Source organism: Hymenobacter sp. B1770 (assembly GCF_049896385.1).
GTDB lineage: Bacteria > Bacteroidota > Bacteroidia > Cytophagales > Hymenobacteraceae > Hymenobacter.
Genome location: NZ_JAFCUF010000004.1, coordinates 80,852 through 97,101, shown reverse-complemented (window position 1 = coordinate 97,101; position 16,250 = coordinate 80,852). Strand labels below are relative to the sequence as shown.

Genomic DNA, 16,250 nt, shown 5'->3' with positions numbered 1-16,250 from the left:
CTGCTTAGCATGACAATAATTAAAGCGAACCTGAAGACGCTTGTATTTCGCCAAACTCCTTCTTTAAGCTCCCAGCGATGTTGCTCCTTCATTTTAAAATAGTAACCGAACCGGTAGCAACAAAGGGCTTGCCATCTTCACTAGCTTGCTGAAACCGCCACACGTATGCCCCTAGCACCGGAGGACGTCCTTTGATAGTGCCGTCCCAGCCTTGGCTGAGCTCTGTGCCACGAAACACTTCCTGTCCATTGCGGTCGATTACTACAAAGGTGTATTTCTGCAGGTAGCGACCCTTCACTTCCAGTACGTCGTTGAGTCCGTCGCCGTTGGGAGTAAAAGCGGTAGGGATGTTGACAAACAGCTGCCGCGTTACGGTAGCCACGTTGGAGTAGCTGAAGCTTCCGGCGGGCAGGCCGGCGCCACTAATCTGGAGGCGATAGCGAAGGGTTTGGAAATCAGCGGGTGGTGTGATATCGGTATAACTGCTGCCGCTAACGGAAACGGTGCTCAGCACGGCGCCATCGGGGCCGAGGCGCTGTAGGGCATATGTGGCTGGCGCGCTGGGGGCGGGGCCGGTAAAGGGCGTCCAGGCGAGGGCTGCAGTGGTACCGCTGGGGTCGGCGGCGCTGGCGGTGAGCAGGGCCGGGCAGGCCGCTGAACTCTCGGACGACACATTGCCGCACACGTCGGCCAGGCGCACCGAGTAGCAAGGGCGCTGCGCCAGAAGCTCGGCAATATTGGTGGAATCCCGCTGCGAGCGGGAGCTGGTTGCGGTCCGGAAATCTTCTGGAGTGCCACTGCCGACCGTGCGACGGTAGCGTAGGGTGCTGCCCGTGGTCAGGTCCGGGCCATTGGCTAAGAGGGGGGTCAGCTCTACCACATTGCGTAAATTAAAGCTGGCTATCAAGCGCGGCTGCGCGGGCGGTAAAGCCGATTGCGTGGTGATGGAAACCGGGTTTGAAACCGACACGGCTCCTCCGGGCCGGGAGGCGGTTACGCGGTAAGTGTAGGTAGTGCCGCACTCCACGTTGGAGTCCTCCAGGCCGCCATTAATGGTAGTGAAACCTGTAAGCGGAGCCCCGTTGCGGGTTAGGGTGTAAGTGCTGCCACTACCTGCATCACTCAGCAAAAGCTGGTTGCGATTTTGAGCAGAGGCACCCGTCAGGCTCAGGGTGCAGGCGAGCGGCGAGAAGGCCGAGTCGAGGCGGCAAGGGTCGGTGCGGCGCAGGCGGTAGCAGCCCGCCACCGCGTTGGGCAGGCTGAAGCTGGTGCTGGCGGCGGGAATGCTGGCCACGGTGCGGTAGCCACCGGGCAGGCTGGCATCGGCCCGCTGCAGGGCATAGATGTAGCCTGCGGGAAGCTGGCCGATGTCAAAGGTGGCGGCACCGCCGGGCAGGGGCGCTTGCAGCGTGAGGCGGGTGAGAGCGGGGACCTGAGCTGGCGCCAGCGGGGCAATGGGTTGCGTGGCCGAACCGCTGCACACATTGGTAGCGGCATAGCGCCCCGTAACCGTGACGGCCGTGGCACCAGCGGGCACATTCACCACAGTAGGCTGGTTGCGAACGATGCTTTGGGCCGGGCCGGCACCCACCTGCACCGTGTAGGTGTCGTAGGCCGCATCCGTAACCGTAACGAGCGCCGAGGCACTGGGACAGGTTGCCACCGTGAAAGCCGGTGGGGCGGGGTTAAACACCCGAAAGATGCGGATGTAGTACGTAGAAGGAGGGCCACCGGCCCCCTGCGCGTTGGCCAGCTCCGATACTGTGACCATGCCCACATCCGCAGCAGTGGGCGTGTACTCATAGTTAAAGGGATTGGGTGGGCTGCAGGAAGGAAGGAAAGTGGCGCCGGTACCCGGCAGCACTCCGTAAAATAAGAGAGAGGTTGGAATGTTGCGCCCCGCGCACTGCTCAAAGCGTACGCGCCGGCCTACGCAGAAGGCGTCAACGGCTTGGCCGGTAGCCACGTCGATGGCAGTAAACGTGCAGGCGGGTGGGTTGGGGGAGGCGCACGTAGTCTGCGCCTGTGCGGTGCCAAGGACCAGCCAAAAGGCCAACAATAAAAAGCAGTAGTTAACTAACTTCATAAGCAACGCTCCTAACGCAGGCAAGGACACCATCGCATCTACCAAGCGCAAAATTCAGGGAAGGTTTTCTGGCGAGCCGGCTTTTTATTTTCGGCCGTGAACCCACCTAATACCAGCTTGCGCCACCTTGCCAATAGCGTGGTTGCCGAGAAAAGGCAACATGCCCCTGTCCACCAAAACGTTTTTATTGCCAGTCAAACTTACGGACGAAAGCCGCAGCCCGGTGCAAGTCAGGGTACAGCACCCGGTCCTGGCCCACAAATTTCACCTCTTCGCGGAAGGCAGCTACCACCCGCTCCAATGCTTCGGAGGAACGGGCCGGCCGGCGGAAGGCCAGCGCCTGCACGGCCGTAACCAGCTCAATGGCTAGCACCTGCTCCACGTTTTCGATGACGCGGCGGGCCTTGGTGGCGGCGTTGGCGCCCATGCTGACATGGTCTTCCTGGCCGTTGCTGCTCACGATGCTGTCGACCGAAGCGGGCGTGCACAGCTGCTTGTTCTGGCTCACAATGCCGGCCGCGGTGTACTGCGGAATCATCAGGCCGGAGTTGAGACCCGGCTCGGCCACCAGGTAGGTGGGTAGGCCGCGCTGGCCCGAAATCAGTTGGTAGGTACGGCGCTCCGAAATGCTGCCCAGCTCGGCCACGGCCACGGCTAGGTGGTCGAGGGCCAGGGCCAGGGGCTGGCCGTGGAAGTTGCCGCCGCTGAGAATCTGGTCGTCGTCGGGGAAGATGTTGGGGTTATCAGTCACTGAGTTGCACTCGGTTTCCACCACCTGGGCCACATAGGCCAGGGCATCGCGGCTGGCGCCGTGCACTTGGGGCTGGCAACGGAACGAGTACGGGTCCTGCACGGCCTGGCGGGGCTTGGCTTGCAGCTCCGAGCCGGCCAGCAGCTCGCGCAGCCGCCGGGCCACCAGCACCTGCCCGGCGTGCGGCCGAATGCGGTGCAGGTTTTCATGAAACGGGTCGGTGCCACCGCCAAAGGCTTCGGTTGATAAGGCACCAATTACATCGGCCGCGGCCGCCAGGCGCTGGGCCCGCAGCACGCCATCTACGGCGTAGGCTAGCATAAACTGAGTGCCGTTTAGCAGGGCCAGGCCCTCTTTAGCCTGCAGCGTGAGCGGCGCCCAGCTAAACAAACTCATGGCATCGGCTGCGCTGAGGCGATAGCCCTGGTAGTTTACTTCGCCCAGGCCCAACAGCGGCAAGCACAAGTGCGCCAGGGGCGCAAGGTCGCCGCTGGCGCCCAAGGAGCCTTGCTCGTACACCACGGGCAGCATCTCGCGGTTATACATATCGAGCAGGCGCTGGGCCGTAGCCACCTGCACACCGCTGTGCCCGTAGCTTAGGCTTTGGGCCTTTAGAAATAGCATGAGTCGCACCAGGTTGCCGGGCACCTCGGCACCGGTGCCGCAGGCGTGCGACATCATCAGGTTCACCTGCAGCTGGGCACGGGCTTCGGGAGCTATGCTCATATTATAAAGCGAACCAAAACCAGTGTTAATGCCATACACTGGCGAATTGTCGTGGGCCAGGCGCTGGTGCAGATAATCGTGGCAGGCAGCGATGCGGGCTTTGGCATCGTGGCTGAGGCTGACAGGCCGGCCATCGGCGAGCAAGGTTGCCAGCTCGGCCAGGGTGAGGGGCTGAGTGGGCGAAATAGTATGGGTTGGCATTGAGGGGGCGGGTGGGGGGCTACAAAGAACGAAAAAAACTCCCCTCCTTACCAAGGAAGGGAGTTGGTCGTTCTCGTTGCTGAACTACTCCAAGGTCAGGGCGGCCACTACATCGCCGAGACGCATGGTCTTTTCCTCGCCGGTTTTCATGATTTTAATTTTAGCCACGCCCGCAGCCAGCTCTTCGGGGCCCAACACAATAACCAGCGGAATGCCCTTGGCATCGGCGTACTTAAATTGCTTTTGCAGCTTGCACACATCCGGATACAGCTCGCTGGGAATGCCAGCGGCTCGCAGCTGGGCGAGTAGCGGCAGCGCCGCCCGGCCGCTGGCCAGGTCGAAATGCGTGAGGAGGCAGCGGGTAGGCGTTTCGGCCGTGTCGGTAAACAGGTCAAGCGTTTCCAGGCAATCATAAAGCCGGTCGACTCCAAAGGAGAATCCCACGCCCGATACCCCCGGCAGGCCGAAGCTACCGGTGAGGTTGTCGTAGCGCCCGCCGCCGCTCACGCTGCCCATCAGCACGTTGTTGATTTTTACTTCGAAAATGCAGCCCGTGTAATAGGAGAGGCCCCGCGCCAGAGTTGGGTCGAACTCCAGGCGGTCGAACTGCTTGAAGCCAGAGGCCGTGAGCAGGTCGCGCACCGTGGCCAGCTCCGTTAGGCCGCGGTAGGTGCTTACAGGCTCATTGCCATCGTCGGCACCGCTGGGGCGGGGGCCGTCGGGCTCCACGCCCGCCGTGACGAAGCCCGCCAACAGGCGCACCAGCTTCTCCTCGTAGTCGCCGTCCACGGTCAGCAGCTCAAACAGGGTGTCGATGGTGGGCTGGGAAAAGCCCCGGCCCAACAGCTCATTGGTCACGCCCTCGCGCCCGATTTTATCTAGCTTGTCGATGGCCACGAACAGGTCCGATTCGCGGCCATCGCCGCCCAGCGCCTGGTAAATGTTGCGCAGCACCCCACGGTGGTTGATTTTGATGGTAAAATCATCCAGCCCCAGGCCGTTGAGCACCTGCGCCATCATCAGCACAATCTCGGCTTCGCAGAGCAGTGAGTCGGTGCCTACCACGTCGGCGTCGCACTGGTAAAACTCGCGGTAGCGGCCGCGCTGGGGGCGGTCGGCGCGCCACACGGGCTGCATCTGGTAGCGCTTGAAGGGGAAGGTGAGCGTGCCGCGGTTCATGGCCACGTAGCGGGCAAAGGGCACGGTGAGGTCGTAGCGCAGGCCTTTTTCGGCTACTTTGGGCAGCAGGGCCTTGCTGCCAACTTCGAGGTCGGCGGCGGTAACGTCCTTGGCGAAGTCGCCCGAGTTCAGAACTTTGAACAGCAGCTGGTCGCCTTCGTCGCCGTACTTGCCAGTGAGCACCGATAGGTTCTCGAGCGTCGGCGTTTCGAGCGGGGCAAAGCCAAACGACTCAAACGTGCGGCGGATAACGTTGAAAATGTGCTGGCGGCGCGCCACCTGGGCCGGCCCAAAGTCGCGGGTGCCTTTCGGAATACTAGGTTTTTGCATGACGGGGCAAAGGTAGTTTTGCATTCGACAGGAACCTTGCGCTCTACACGAGCGGAATTGCATTCCAAACAAGTGATTCCGGGATGAAACCGAAAAAAGGCCAGGCAGCGTACTGCTGCTTGGCCTTTTTCAATTGTTCGGTCCCATTTTAACTGGCAACCCCGGTCGGAGGGCCAGCGCTTACTCCTTGGTAAACGTGAAGGTGGTGCCACGCTGCTTCATCGTGAAAATGGGCTTGGCTGGGTCAAACTCCATGCGGATATCGTACTGGATGTGCCTAAATACGTCTTTGCTTACCGCTTCCAGCGGGAAGGCCGACTGGCCGCTGCCCTGGCTCACTAGAGTCGTGCCCTCTTTAGTTAGGGCAATTTTGAGTGAGATTTGGGGGCTAGAGTAGTTGCCTACGTAGCGGTCCAGGTCGGCGGCGGCGGGTGTGTAGCCGGTGGACTGGGTTGCGGGTTTCAGGGCCACGCGAGTGTCGCGGTTGGCCAGGGCCCAAGCCGTGTGAAAAATAAGCTGGTCGCGGCGCACCATGGCCGGAAAATCAATTTTCCCGACATCGTCCGTCTCTTTGTGGTATTCTGGGTGTTGGCCGCTCGTGTAGAAAATGATGGGCACGTTGCGCCGGGCGAAGTTGTAGTGGTCGGAGCGGTAGTAGATGCGCTCGGGGTCTTTGGGGTCGTTGTATTTATAGTCCAGCGCAATGGGATTGTACTGCTGGTTGGTGGCTTCGCTCAGGGTGTGCAGTTCCTGCGAGAGTCTGTCGTCGCCCACTACGTACACGTAGTCGCCCTTGCCCATGTGCAGGCTGTCCACGCGGCCCACCATGTCAAATTTTGATATTGGTCACGGTGTTGGCAATCGGGAAAATGGGGTTTTCGGTGTAGTACTGCGAGCCCAGCAAGCCTTCCTCCTCCCCGGTGTTGGCCAGAAACAGAATGCTGCGGCGTGGGCCGTGGCCGTCTTTCTTGGCCTGGGCGAAAGCACGGGCCATGGCCAGCACGCTCACCGTGCCCGAGCCGTCGTCGTCGGCGCCGTTGAACACCACACCGTTTTTCACGCCCAGGTGGTCGTAGTGGGCCGATACCACCAGCACCTCGTCCTTCTTGTCGGTCCCTTCGAGGTAGCCCAGCACGTTTTCGGTGGTGAATACTTCGTCTTTCATCACCATCTGCACCGTGGCCGCAGCGGGCTTGAAAGTAAAAGGAATGGCTTTGCCAGCTTTGGCCACGGCTTTCCGGTACTGCTCCAGCCCGGCCGGAGTGGTGCCCAAGAGCTTAGCGCCGTATTCCGGCGAGGCCAGCACGAAGTTGAGACCTGGCCGTTTTTTCTTGCCTACAAAAGTCAATTGTTCTCCGTTAAGGACGGCTGCAAAGCCGGTCGGCACTTTGGCAAACGCCTCGGCCGTGGGCAATATCATGGTCACCGAACGAGCCCCCATTGGGATAATAGAGGCTTGGCGCGCTGTCAGGGCTCCTATATCCATGCTGGCGTAGCGGCTGGGCTTGCCATCGGCGCCGAGCATCGCTTTCCCTTTAGCATCCAGCGGCTCGCCCAGCAGCAGCACCACGTCCTTACCTCTGTAGTCAGCAGCGCTGGTAAAGTCCGAATACTTGTCATCCTTGATGCCGTAGCCAATGAAAACGGGCTTCACCGCAGTGGGCGCGGCAAAGGTGTCGTCGGCGAGAAAGGGGTAAAAATCTTTGTTGGCCTGGTAGGTTTTGCCGCCCACTTTAACCGTGGAGGCCCCCGCATCCAGCAAACTCCGGTTCATGTCGAAATGCTGCAGGTAAGCATTGTCGGAACTGGGTACCGGCCCGGTCAGGCCGTATTCTGCAAAGGCTTTAGCAAGATAATCGGCTGCCATCTTTTGGCCTTTCTTGCCAGTCTCGCGGCCCTCGTACTCATCCGAAGCAAGGATGTCGAGGTCTTTTTTCAACCCCTCGACCGTGATGGTAGCCGCGTAGGGCAACGACCAATCGGTGGCTACGGCAGGAACTAGAACCGGCGCAGCTTCCGTCTGCCGGCCTTTCTTCGTTTTAATTTTTACTTTACTGGGAGTGGGCGCTTGGGCGGCCACTGTCCCCGCCGCCAGCAAAAGCACAGCAGTAAAGGAGGAGAGTTTATTCATTCAAAAGGCGTTTTAATGATAGTGAGTGAGAAAAAATCGTTTTGGAAATCTTCTGCACCACAGAAGCTCAATAGTTATTAAGCTCTAATAGCAGAGATTTAAGCTATAGATTAAAGGTATTTTTATTCAATAAATTAAAATTATACAATGTATACTAAATGCTAGACTGCTCCTATCAACTAAGAGGCAGGTATGCTAAGGGAAATAGTAGAGGCGGCTTCATTCGTAAGTATGCTAATAGTCAAATAGTAATGGCAAAAATAAACCCTGCCACCTGTAAGTAGGTGGCAGGGCTTTTCGCAGAAAAAAGGAGAGAGAAGAGGGGCTTTGTAGTTTGCAGAAAGGAGATGAGAAAAGCGAAGCGTTGTTTTATTAATAACTAGTTCAGAATCAGCCGCCAAATCCGCCCCCGCCCTGGGGAGCGGCCTCAATGCGGCCCGGCTTGGCCTTGCTGGCGCCGATGTACCAGGTGAAGCCCAACCAACCCACGCGGGTCTCGTCTTTGTTGTAGCGGTAGCTGCGCAGCACGTCGGTTTCGACTTCGCCGGCGTAGCGTTGGGTGTTAAGTAGGTCAGACACGCGCAGAGTGAGGGCAGCCCGGTCAGAGAACAGGCGCTGACGCAGGGCGATGTCCATCTGCCCCTGGGCTAGCTGCCGGCCCTGCACCGTGAGCTGGGCCGAGCGGAGGTTGCCGCTCACCTGCACATCCAGCGTGGGGCGGATAGTGAAGTTGTTTGTCAGGCGCACGTTGCCAACCAATGCTTGGCGGTTGTTACCAAAGCTGTTGTTCGCGATTTCAGCGCGGTAGAGCGAGGTGCTCGCGTTCAGGCGCCACCATTTGGCAATGGGTTGGTTGAGGCTGAACTCGACGCCCAAGTTGGTGGTGCGGCCCAGGTTTTCGTAGGTCTCGGCCGTAACCAGGCCGGCGTTGGGGCCAGCCAGGCGGGTAGCCAGGGTGTCAACGTTGCGCAGGCGCTGAATGGCGTCGGTGGTGATGCGGGCAAACACCGTGCTGGTCAGGGTACCCTGCCCCAGGTTTAGCTGGTGGCCCAGCTCCATGTTGTGGCTGAACTCGGCCCGCAGACGGGAGTTGCCGAGACGGTAGCTGCGGGGGTCCTGGTAAATGGGCAAGGGCATCTGCTGCATGAAGTTGGGCCGATTCAGGCGCCGGGCGTAGCTCAGTTGCAGGCGGTTCTGGCCGGGCTCCTTGCCAAACTCCCGGTTCACGGTAGCCGAGGGGAAGAAGTTGAGATAGTCTTGGGCCAGGCTGCCGCTCTGCTTAATGCCTGCCCCACCCTGTATGGTGCCATTCACAATGGTGTACTCGGTGCGGAGGCCAGCTTGCACACTCCATTTTTCAGTGAGCGGGCGTTGCACGGTCACGTAAGCGGCGGGTACTACCTGCTCGAAGGTGTAGTCGAGCGAGCGGTCGGGGCTGTCATGGAAGTCGTCGGGGCGGGCTTCGCTGGTGGCGTAACTAAATTTATTAGAGCCCCGGTTGTCCTGCCGCTCCACTTTTATGCCCATTTCCATGCGGCCTTTGCCGGCGGCGAAGGGGTGGGTGTAATCTACCTGGCCAAATTGAATGTTGCCTAGCACATTGAGCTGCTGCCGGGTGCTGGGCTGAGCGGGCTGAGCCGAGCCTGCTTCCGCAAATTGCCGCTGCACCACTGGCACGGTAGCATCAATCACCACCCCGCCAAAGTTGGCGGTCAGCTCGCGGCCCTTGTGCTCAGCAAACGTGCGGCGGTAGTTGCCATCGTAGTTAAGGATTCTCACGTTCACGTCGAGGTCCTGGCGGCCCCGGGCCCGCTGCACTGCGTCGTTTCCCGTCTGCTGGGTCAGGAGTTGGCCTTCGCTTTCCAGGTGCTGCTCTATGCCAGGCGATACGTTGAAGTTGAGGCTCTGCTCCTTGGGCAAGTCCAGGGCCACACCCACCCGCAGCGAGTGGTTGCGGTGCACCTCGCTGCCAGTGCCGGCTTGGGTGGTGCGCACGGTTTCGCGGTTTGCACCGACGTCCAGCAGGGCCGTTTGCTCCGAGCGGCTGTTGCTCCAGAACGTTACGTCGCGGCCGTTATAGCCCGCTGTCCAGGTAGCCTTGCCCTGCTTGCGGCTCACGTTCAGGTTGCCGCTGTACTTGCCGCGGGTGCCAATGCTGAGGGCGGCGGTGCCGTTGGTGCCGTTTTTGGTTTCCTTCTTGGTGATGAGGTTGATAACCCCGCCGCCGCCGGAAGCATCGTACTTGGCCGAGGGATTGGTGATAACCTCAATCTGGGCAATGCGCGAAGCCGGAATCTGGTCGAGCCGGGGGCCGCCCGCCCCGCCGTTGCCTACGCCGGCGGGCTTCCCATCTATCAGGATGGTGATGTTCGACGAGCCGCGCATGCTCACGGCGCCGTTCACGTCTACGCTCACCGAGGGCACGTTTTGCAGCACGTTGGCGGCTGTGCCACCCACGCTGCCCAAGTCTTTCTCCACGTTGATGACCCGCTTGCCGAGCTCTTCCACTACCGTGGCTTTCTCGCCCGTCACCACCACTTCGCTGAGCTTAGTAGCCGAGGCCGCCGTCATCTTCAGCCCAATGAGCTCCGCCGAGGGCGCGGCCTCGGTTAGGGTGAAGCGGCGGCGCAAGGGCTTGTAGTTCAAATCCTGCACCCGCATCAGGTAGGTGCCCACTGGGAGCGAAACAGCTTTGAAAGTGCCCTGCTCGGTGGTCTGGGCCACGGCCACAAAGCTCGAATCGGCCGCGCGGAGCAGCAGCACATCGGAGAAGGGAACAGGCTGGCCCGTGCCTTCTTCTACCAGGCTACCACGCACGCTGCCGGGGCCTGTGGTCTGGGCTGCGGCGCCCAGGGGTAGAAGCAGCGAGGCAATGGCCCATCCACGCAGGGCGCGACCAAAGCGGTTGAGGATTGATGAGATGAACAAGGTTTTCATGGTGCAGAGGTAAGGTGTGGGGTGGGCGAAGGGTGGCTTAAGTAGTCCAGTGGCCGCGGTTCCGCTGGGGTGGTAAGCTTGCCATCGCTCTAACTCCGGTGAGTGAAGTTTTTAAGTGGCTGGGTAGCGGGCCATCTCTGGTACACGCTAAGCTCAGCTACTGGGTGAAGTACAGAACAAAAGTAAAGCAGGTACTTTGTAAAGCAAGGTACTGTTACAAAATTTTCTTGCTTGCCTAAACAATGCTTTCTACAAAGCCCTGATTGTGAAAAACAAAGCAGCTAAAAAAATATTTTGACTATTGTTGCGTCAGTCTGAGCTAGTCTTTTTTAGCGTTGGAGTTCGGATATTCAGATGCACCGACTAACAAGCCAGTTGCCTGAGGCCACCAAGATTTTATCCAGGAAAAGAAAAAGCCCCAGCGTGTAGGCTGGGGCTTGGTTACATTCTTAAACAGACAAATGGCCACGCAGCCACCACCTTTGGCCTGTTGCTACTTGCGTTTGAGGGGCGGGCGGGGCTTTGCTTTGGGCTTATCACCGCCAGCTTCTACTGCCAGACCGTTGCGGTAGGTCACAGACCGGGCCTCGGTTTTGCCATCTTCCTTAAAGTAAGTCCAGACACCGCTTTGCTTGCCGTTGCGATACTGCCCGCTCACGGCCACAGTGCCATCTTCGCGAAACTCGCGGAAAGGGCCCAATAGTACGTTTCGCACGTAGGTCGTTTCCTTCTGAAGCTTGCCCGACGGAAAGTATTCCTGCGCAATGCCCGCCGCAAATCCGTTTAGGTAAGGCTGCCGGCTGTGAACCTGGCCATTTTCATAGTAAGTAATCCGGTCGCCCAACAGGCGGCCACTGGGGCCATACACCTCGGTCTTGCGCGGAGTCTTGCCGTCGGGATAAAACTCGCGCCAAGTGCCGGCCGGCCGGTTGTTCTTATACATTTCTTCGGCCTGGGCCAACTGCCCGGGGGTGTCGAAGTAACGCGTGATTTTGCGGTCGCGGCCGCTGTTGCTGTACTCAATGTCCTCGTGCAGGTTGCCGTTCTCGAAGTATTCGAGCGCATGGCCGGTGGGCACGCCGTTGCGGTAGGTCATCTTGGTTTTAATCTGGCCACTTTCGTAGTAGCTGGTGGCGGGGCCGTCGAGGTTGTTGGTGCCAGTGGGCGGAGCCACACGCTTGGTAAGGTCATCGCCGAGGGTGTTTTTCACTGGGCGCTGCACCAGCGGGGCGGGCACGTAGGTGCTCTCGGTTTGCAGCTTGCCGCTTTGGTAGTAGCTGCGGTAGCGCCCGCGGCCATTTTTATCGGCCAGCACTTCCACTTCTATCTGGCTGTTGGGATAATACGTTTTGTATGGCCCCGACAGCAGCCCGCGGGTGAAGCTGCCTTCGCTTTGCACCACGCCATTGGGGTAGTAGAACTTCACGGCACCATTGGGCTGCCCGTCCACGTAGTTCACCTCGGCTTGGGTCTTGCCGTCGGGGTACAGGGCTTTGAGCGCGCCGTTGGGCTGGCCCTTTGCCAGGGTGGTGCGCAGCTTCACTTCACCGCTGGGATGGTAAAACGTCAGCTCGCCATTGGGCTCGTCGTCTTCGAACATGCCTTCCTGGGCCACCTTGCCATCTGCATAATAGGTTTTGAACGGGCCCTGACGAATGCCATCGCGGTAAGTCGTTTCCAGCCGCCGGGTGCCAGTAGGATGAAACTCAACGTAAGCCGAATCGCGCTTGCCTTGCCGGAAGCTGGTTTGCTGCTCCAGCTTACCCGAGCGGTAGAACCGGCGATAGGTGCCCTGCGGCACCGTATCGGCCGCCACCAGCGCGGTGTATACCTCGCGCTTGTTCACTTTAGTAGAATCGTAAAACGTCACAAGCCGACGCAGCTTTTGGCCATGCGAAGGCAAAGCGACCATCAACAGAAAGAAAGGCACTAGGTATTTCATAGGCGCAAGAACGCAGAAAATGGGTTTTCCGTGCGATGGGAAGGAGGTGCGAAAATTCAAGCCAAAAAAAAGCCCCACCGTTTATCGATGGGGCTTCCTTAGCTAATGGTCGGTCAAGAGGTCGTTTACAGGCGCTCTACTACAATGGCGCTGGCACCGCCGCCGCCGTTGCAAATGCCGCTCACACCGATTTTGCCGCCTTCGTTCTTCAGCACGTTCATCAGGGTGGTCACAATGCGCGCGCCGGAAGCGCCCAGCGGGTGGCCCAAGCTCACGGCACCGCCGTACAGGTTCACCTTAGTGCCTTCCAGCTTCAGCAGCTGGTTATTGGCCAAGCTCACCACTGAGAAAGCCTCGTTGATTTCGTAGAAATCCACGTCGGCGGCCGTTTTGCCGGCATTTTTCAATGCCTTTGGAATGGCTAGGGCGGGCGAAGTGGTAAACCACTCCGGTGCCTGCTCAGCATCGGCGAAGCCTAGGATACGGCCAATGGGCGTAAGGCCCAGTGCGTCGGCTTTCTCGCGGCTCATGAGCAGAATAGCGGCAGCGCCATCGTTCAGGGTCGAAGCGTTAGCAGCGGTTACCGTGCCACCTTCTTTGATGAAGGCCGGCTTCAGGCCGGGCACTTTGGTGAAGTCAACTTTCAGGTATTCCTCGTCGTCGTCAATCACCGTGGTTTTGCCGCGGCTTTCGATGGTTACGGGAATGATTTCATCTTTCTTCTTGCCAGCCTTGGCGGCCGCTGCGCTGCGGGTATAGCTCTCGATGGCGAAAGCGTCCTGCTGCTCGCGGGTGAAGCCCATTTCTTTGGCTGTGTTCTCGGCGGCGTTGCCCATGGCGTAGTCATGGTACGGGTCCCAGAGGCCGTCGCGCACGAGGCCATCTATCATTTGGCCGTGGCCGTACTTCGCGCCAAAACGGGCTTTATCGAGGTAATAGGGCACGTTGCTCATGCTCTCCATGCCGCCGGCCAGCACCACGTCCGACTGCCCCAGCATAATGGCCTGAGCAGCAAACATGATGGCCTTGGTGCCCGAAGCACAAACTTTATTCACGGTGGTGCACTCCACAGTATCGGGCAGGCCGGCTTTCTTGGCGGCCTGGCGGGCCGGAGCCTGGCCCAGGTTGGCCGAAATAACGTTGCCCATAATCACCTGCTCTACTTCCGAGGGGTCCACACCGCCCCTTTCGAGGGCTCCTTTCAAGGCAATGGCGCCCAGCTCCGTGGCCGACAGTGAAGACAGCGCCCCGCCAAATGAGCCAATCGGCGTGCGGACGGCAGATATAATGACAACTTCTTTGATTTGCATACGAGGTATGGTAAGGGTGTTGAGTGGGAGGTTGAACTAGGCCGCAAAAGTACGGATTTACAACCTCCAAAACGGTTCTTTGCCTAACAGTCGTTCGGGAAGTTTAGTTGACTGCGCAACTTCCTTATTACCAGAGTCAAGCTACCAAGTTGGTTTGCTGGGGTCGGGTTTTTGCACGGCGGGGCGCGTTAGCTGTTGCAGGTATTGTTGCTCCTGCGCCCGCAGCGTTTCCAGCAATTGGCGGGCCTGGGCTTGGGTAAGGTTCATGGCCTCCAGTCGCTCGCGCTGGGTCTGCAGGCTGGCGTCGTCCGGGGTGGCGGTTTCGGTGCCAGCGCGGTTGCTTCGGCCATTGGCCCCCGCTCCAGCAGCAGCACTGCTGCGGTCGAGGCCCTGCTGATTGCCGGGCGCTTCACCGCTGGCCATGGGCTGCGGCGTGCCGGCGCCCGGTGCCCGGCCACCCCGCGCGGCCGTACCAGGCGCTCCAGTGGCCTGCCGGTTGTCGGGTTGGCCACCCGCATCGGGTCGGCGCTCGGGCGGCGTGGTAGGTGCGGGCGGGGTCGATTTGAGGTCGTTGATTTCACCCTGACGGTTGGTGCCAGGTTGTTCAGCGGGCTGGTTCTGCGCGGTTCCATTTTTTTCGGGTTCCGCCGGTTTAGAGACGTCGGGCGCAGCTGTGGGTGGGGGAGCGGGGGCCGGAATCTTGGGGCTGTTGGGTTTTCGGGCCAGATAGTCACTCAGCACTTCATAGTCGTAGCGGGCTCCGCTGTTTTTGGGGTCGAGCAGCAAGGCCCGCCGCAGCAGCGTAAGCGCCTCCGCTATTTCACCCTGCTGGGCAGCCAGCACGGCCAACTGCTGGTGTGCTATACTGCTCAGCGGCGCGGGGACCTCGGTCAGCAGCCGCCCGTAAGTGGCCTGAGCTGGTGCAAGCTGCCCCGCCCGGGTTTGGGAATGCGCCAGATTCAACACCAGGCGTGGGTCGGCGGTGGGGCGCGCCTTCGCCCGCAAAGCTGCATCAAAAGCAGCAGCAGCACGGGTAGCATCGCCCTGCTGATAAGCAGTTGTGCCACTTGCCACGGCCGAATTACGGTCGTGCACCCAAGTGAGCAGCTGCCACGAAGGCGCACTCATAGCTACTAATAAAAGCACGAGGTACTTCATGGCCGAATAATGGTGACAGTGAGGGCAATGTCGAGCGCCAGCAACAGCAGTGCCGCCGCCAAAGGGTAGCGGTAGCGGTTGTCGGCCACGGCCACGGTGCGCACCTGCCCGGCCGCGCCCTGCATGGTTTGCAACGATTGCAGCAGGAGCCCAAACCCGTTTTGTATGTTGTTCAGCTCCACGTATTGCCCACCGGTTTGGGCCGAAAGCTGCAGCAAAAGCGCTTCCTGCAATTGACTTTGCACCACTTGCCCTTGGCCATCTTTCACAAAGCCGCCCCCTGCTTTTGGAATGGCAGCGCCCTCGGCAGTACCCACCCCCACGGTGTAGACCCGCGCTCCCAGGCGTGCCAGCCCCTGCAGCACCGGGTCCAGGTTTTCACCAAAATCTTCGCCATCGCTCACCACCACCAGGGCCGTGGCGCGCGGTACCGGCCCGATTGCCGCTCCATTTGGAGTTGGAGGGGGAGGAGCTGGCGCTAGGCGGCTTAGTACCAGCTCAAGCGGGGCTCGCAGGGTAGTGGGACCACTTGGCAGCAGACTGGTTCGCAGCGTACTGATAAACACCTGCACTGCTTCTTGGTCATAGGTGAGAGGGCATTGCACCACCGCTTCCGCTCCAAACACCACCAGCCCCAGCCGGTCGGCCGGGAACTGAGCCACCAGCTGCTGTAGCTCGGCCTGGGCGCGCAGCAAGCGGCTAGGAGCTACGTCGGCTGCATCCATGGAGCGCGATACGTCTACCAACAGCCACACATCTTTGCCGGCGGTGCGCACGGGTTGCTGGCTCACGCCCAACGCAGGCCCCAGCGCGGCTGCTAGCAGCAAAGCCGCTGCCAGTACCCGTAGCACCAGCTTCCAGCCACGGTGGCGGGGCCGGCTACCCAAGGCCCGGCCCAGGCGCGTCATGCGCCGCCAGTAGCTCGCCAGCAACAACAGGCCAATTAGTAGGGCCAGCCCGACGGCTATGAAATTAGGATATGCCCAGGTTAACAATAGAAGAACAAGTAAATAGCAAAGCACAAAGAACTCACCCGGCCGTTGGTTTCATCAATTCCGGACTCTCAAAGATAATTTTTTTGGCCAAAGGGTGGGTTTCTGAGTTCCGCCCGTATATTTGCACCCGCTTCGGACGGAAGCGGAACCGACCTGGAGAGGTGGGTGAGTGGCTGAAACCAGTAGTTTGCTAAACTGCCGTAGCTCTAAAGGTTACCGGGGGTTCGAATCCCCCCCTCTCCACTATAATGTTGGGTTGCGAAAGCTTCCCGTTGGGGCTCCACCCACTAGGTAGTTTTCTAAACTCAACATTATTTTTTTCGGGGTGTAGCGTAGCCCGGTATCGCGCCTGCTTTGGGAGCAGGAGGTCGTAGGTTCGAATCCTGCCACCCCGACATTTGTTTACCCCGTTTCGACCCCGTAGCTCAGCTGGATAGAGCAACTACCTTCTAAGTAGTCGGTCTTTGGTTCGAATCCAAACGGGGCCACTTAAAAAGCCGTTTC

The 16,250-nt window shown here is 59.7% G+C and carries 10 protein-coding genes and 3 tRNA genes; 3 read left to right on the top strand and 10 right to left on the bottom strand.

The window, feature by feature from the left end; translation table 11 throughout:
• Window positions 1–88 precede the first annotated feature (88 nt).
• The 10 genes from ACP7AJ_RS09600 to ACP7AJ_RS09555 form a co-directional block, all read right to left on the bottom strand.
• Window positions 89–2,086, bottom strand: coding sequence for a gliding motility-associated C-terminal domain-containing protein (locus tag ACP7AJ_RS09600; RefSeq protein WP_426059979.1), 1,998 nt, complete (start codon window positions 2,084–2,086; stop codon window positions 89–91).
• Between the two features lie 184 nt (window positions 2,087–2,270).
• Entirely contained in the window at window positions 2,271–3,764 is a 1,494-nt protein-coding gene (hutH, locus tag ACP7AJ_RS09595) for a histidine ammonia-lyase (RefSeq protein WP_426059978.1), read from the bottom strand.
• Window positions 3,765–3,848: 84 nt separating this feature from the next.
• Entirely contained in the window at window positions 3,849–5,273 is a 1,425-nt protein-coding gene (gene hisS / locus ACP7AJ_RS09590; RefSeq protein WP_426059977.1) for a histidine--tRNA ligase, read from the bottom strand.
• A 180-nt stretch (window positions 5,274–5,453) separates the two neighbouring features.
• On the bottom strand, window positions 5,454–6,101 hold the full coding sequence (locus tag ACP7AJ_RS09585) for a M28 family peptidase (protein WP_426059976.1): 648 nt from the start codon (window positions 6,099–6,101) through the stop codon (window positions 5,454–5,456).
• A 1-nt stretch (window position 6,102) separates the two neighbouring features.
• On the bottom strand, window positions 6,103–7,404 hold the full coding sequence (locus tag ACP7AJ_RS09580; RefSeq protein WP_426059975.1) for a M28 family peptidase: 1,302 nt from the start codon (window positions 7,402–7,404) through the stop codon (window positions 6,103–6,105).
• Window positions 7,405–7,794: 390 nt separating this feature from the next.
• On the bottom strand, window positions 7,795–10,341 hold the full coding sequence (locus ACP7AJ_RS09575; RefSeq protein WP_426059974.1) for a TonB-dependent receptor domain-containing protein: 2,547 nt from the start codon (window positions 10,339–10,341) through the stop codon (window positions 7,795–7,797).
• A 493-nt stretch (window positions 10,342–10,834) separates the two neighbouring features.
• Entirely contained in the window at window positions 10,835–12,283 is a 1,449-nt protein-coding gene (locus tag ACP7AJ_RS09570; RefSeq protein WP_426059973.1) for a toxin-antitoxin system YwqK family antitoxin, read from the bottom strand.
• A gap of 125 nt (window positions 12,284–12,408) precedes the next feature.
• The gene (locus ACP7AJ_RS09565) at window positions 12,409–13,593 is read right to left on the bottom strand and encodes an acetyl-CoA C-acyltransferase (RefSeq protein ID WP_426059972.1); all 1,185 of its coding nucleotides are present in this window, start codon (window positions 13,591–13,593) and stop codon (window positions 12,409–12,411) included.
• Between the two features lie 141 nt (window positions 13,594–13,734).
• Window positions 13,735–14,721: a tetratricopeptide repeat protein gene (locus tag ACP7AJ_RS09560; RefSeq protein WP_426059971.1), complete on the bottom strand. Its 987-nt coding sequence runs from the start codon at window positions 14,719–14,721 to the stop codon at window positions 13,735–13,737.
• A gap of 26 nt (window positions 14,722–14,747) precedes the next feature.
• A complete protein-coding gene (locus tag ACP7AJ_RS09555; RefSeq protein ID WP_426059970.1) occupies window positions 14,748–15,746 on the bottom strand; it encodes a VWA domain-containing protein in 999 nt (332 codons plus the stop codon).
• 155 nt (window positions 15,747–15,901) lie between these two features.
• On the opposite strand from ACP7AJ_RS09555, the gene ACP7AJ_RS09550 reads away from it, so the two are divergent.
• The 3 genes from ACP7AJ_RS09550 to ACP7AJ_RS09540 all read left to right on the top strand — a co-directional run bounded on the left by ACP7AJ_RS09550 (window position 15,902) and on the right by ACP7AJ_RS09540 (window position 16,234).
• Window positions 15,902–15,989: transfer RNA gene (locus ACP7AJ_RS09550), tRNA-Ser, on the top strand.
• A 78-nt stretch (window positions 15,990–16,067) separates the two neighbouring features.
• Window positions 16,068–16,141, top strand: a tRNA-Pro gene (locus tag ACP7AJ_RS09545).
• 19 nt (window positions 16,142–16,160) lie between these two features.
• A tRNA-Arg gene (locus ACP7AJ_RS09540) sits at window positions 16,161–16,234 on the top strand.
• Window positions 16,235–16,250 lie beyond the last annotated feature (16 nt).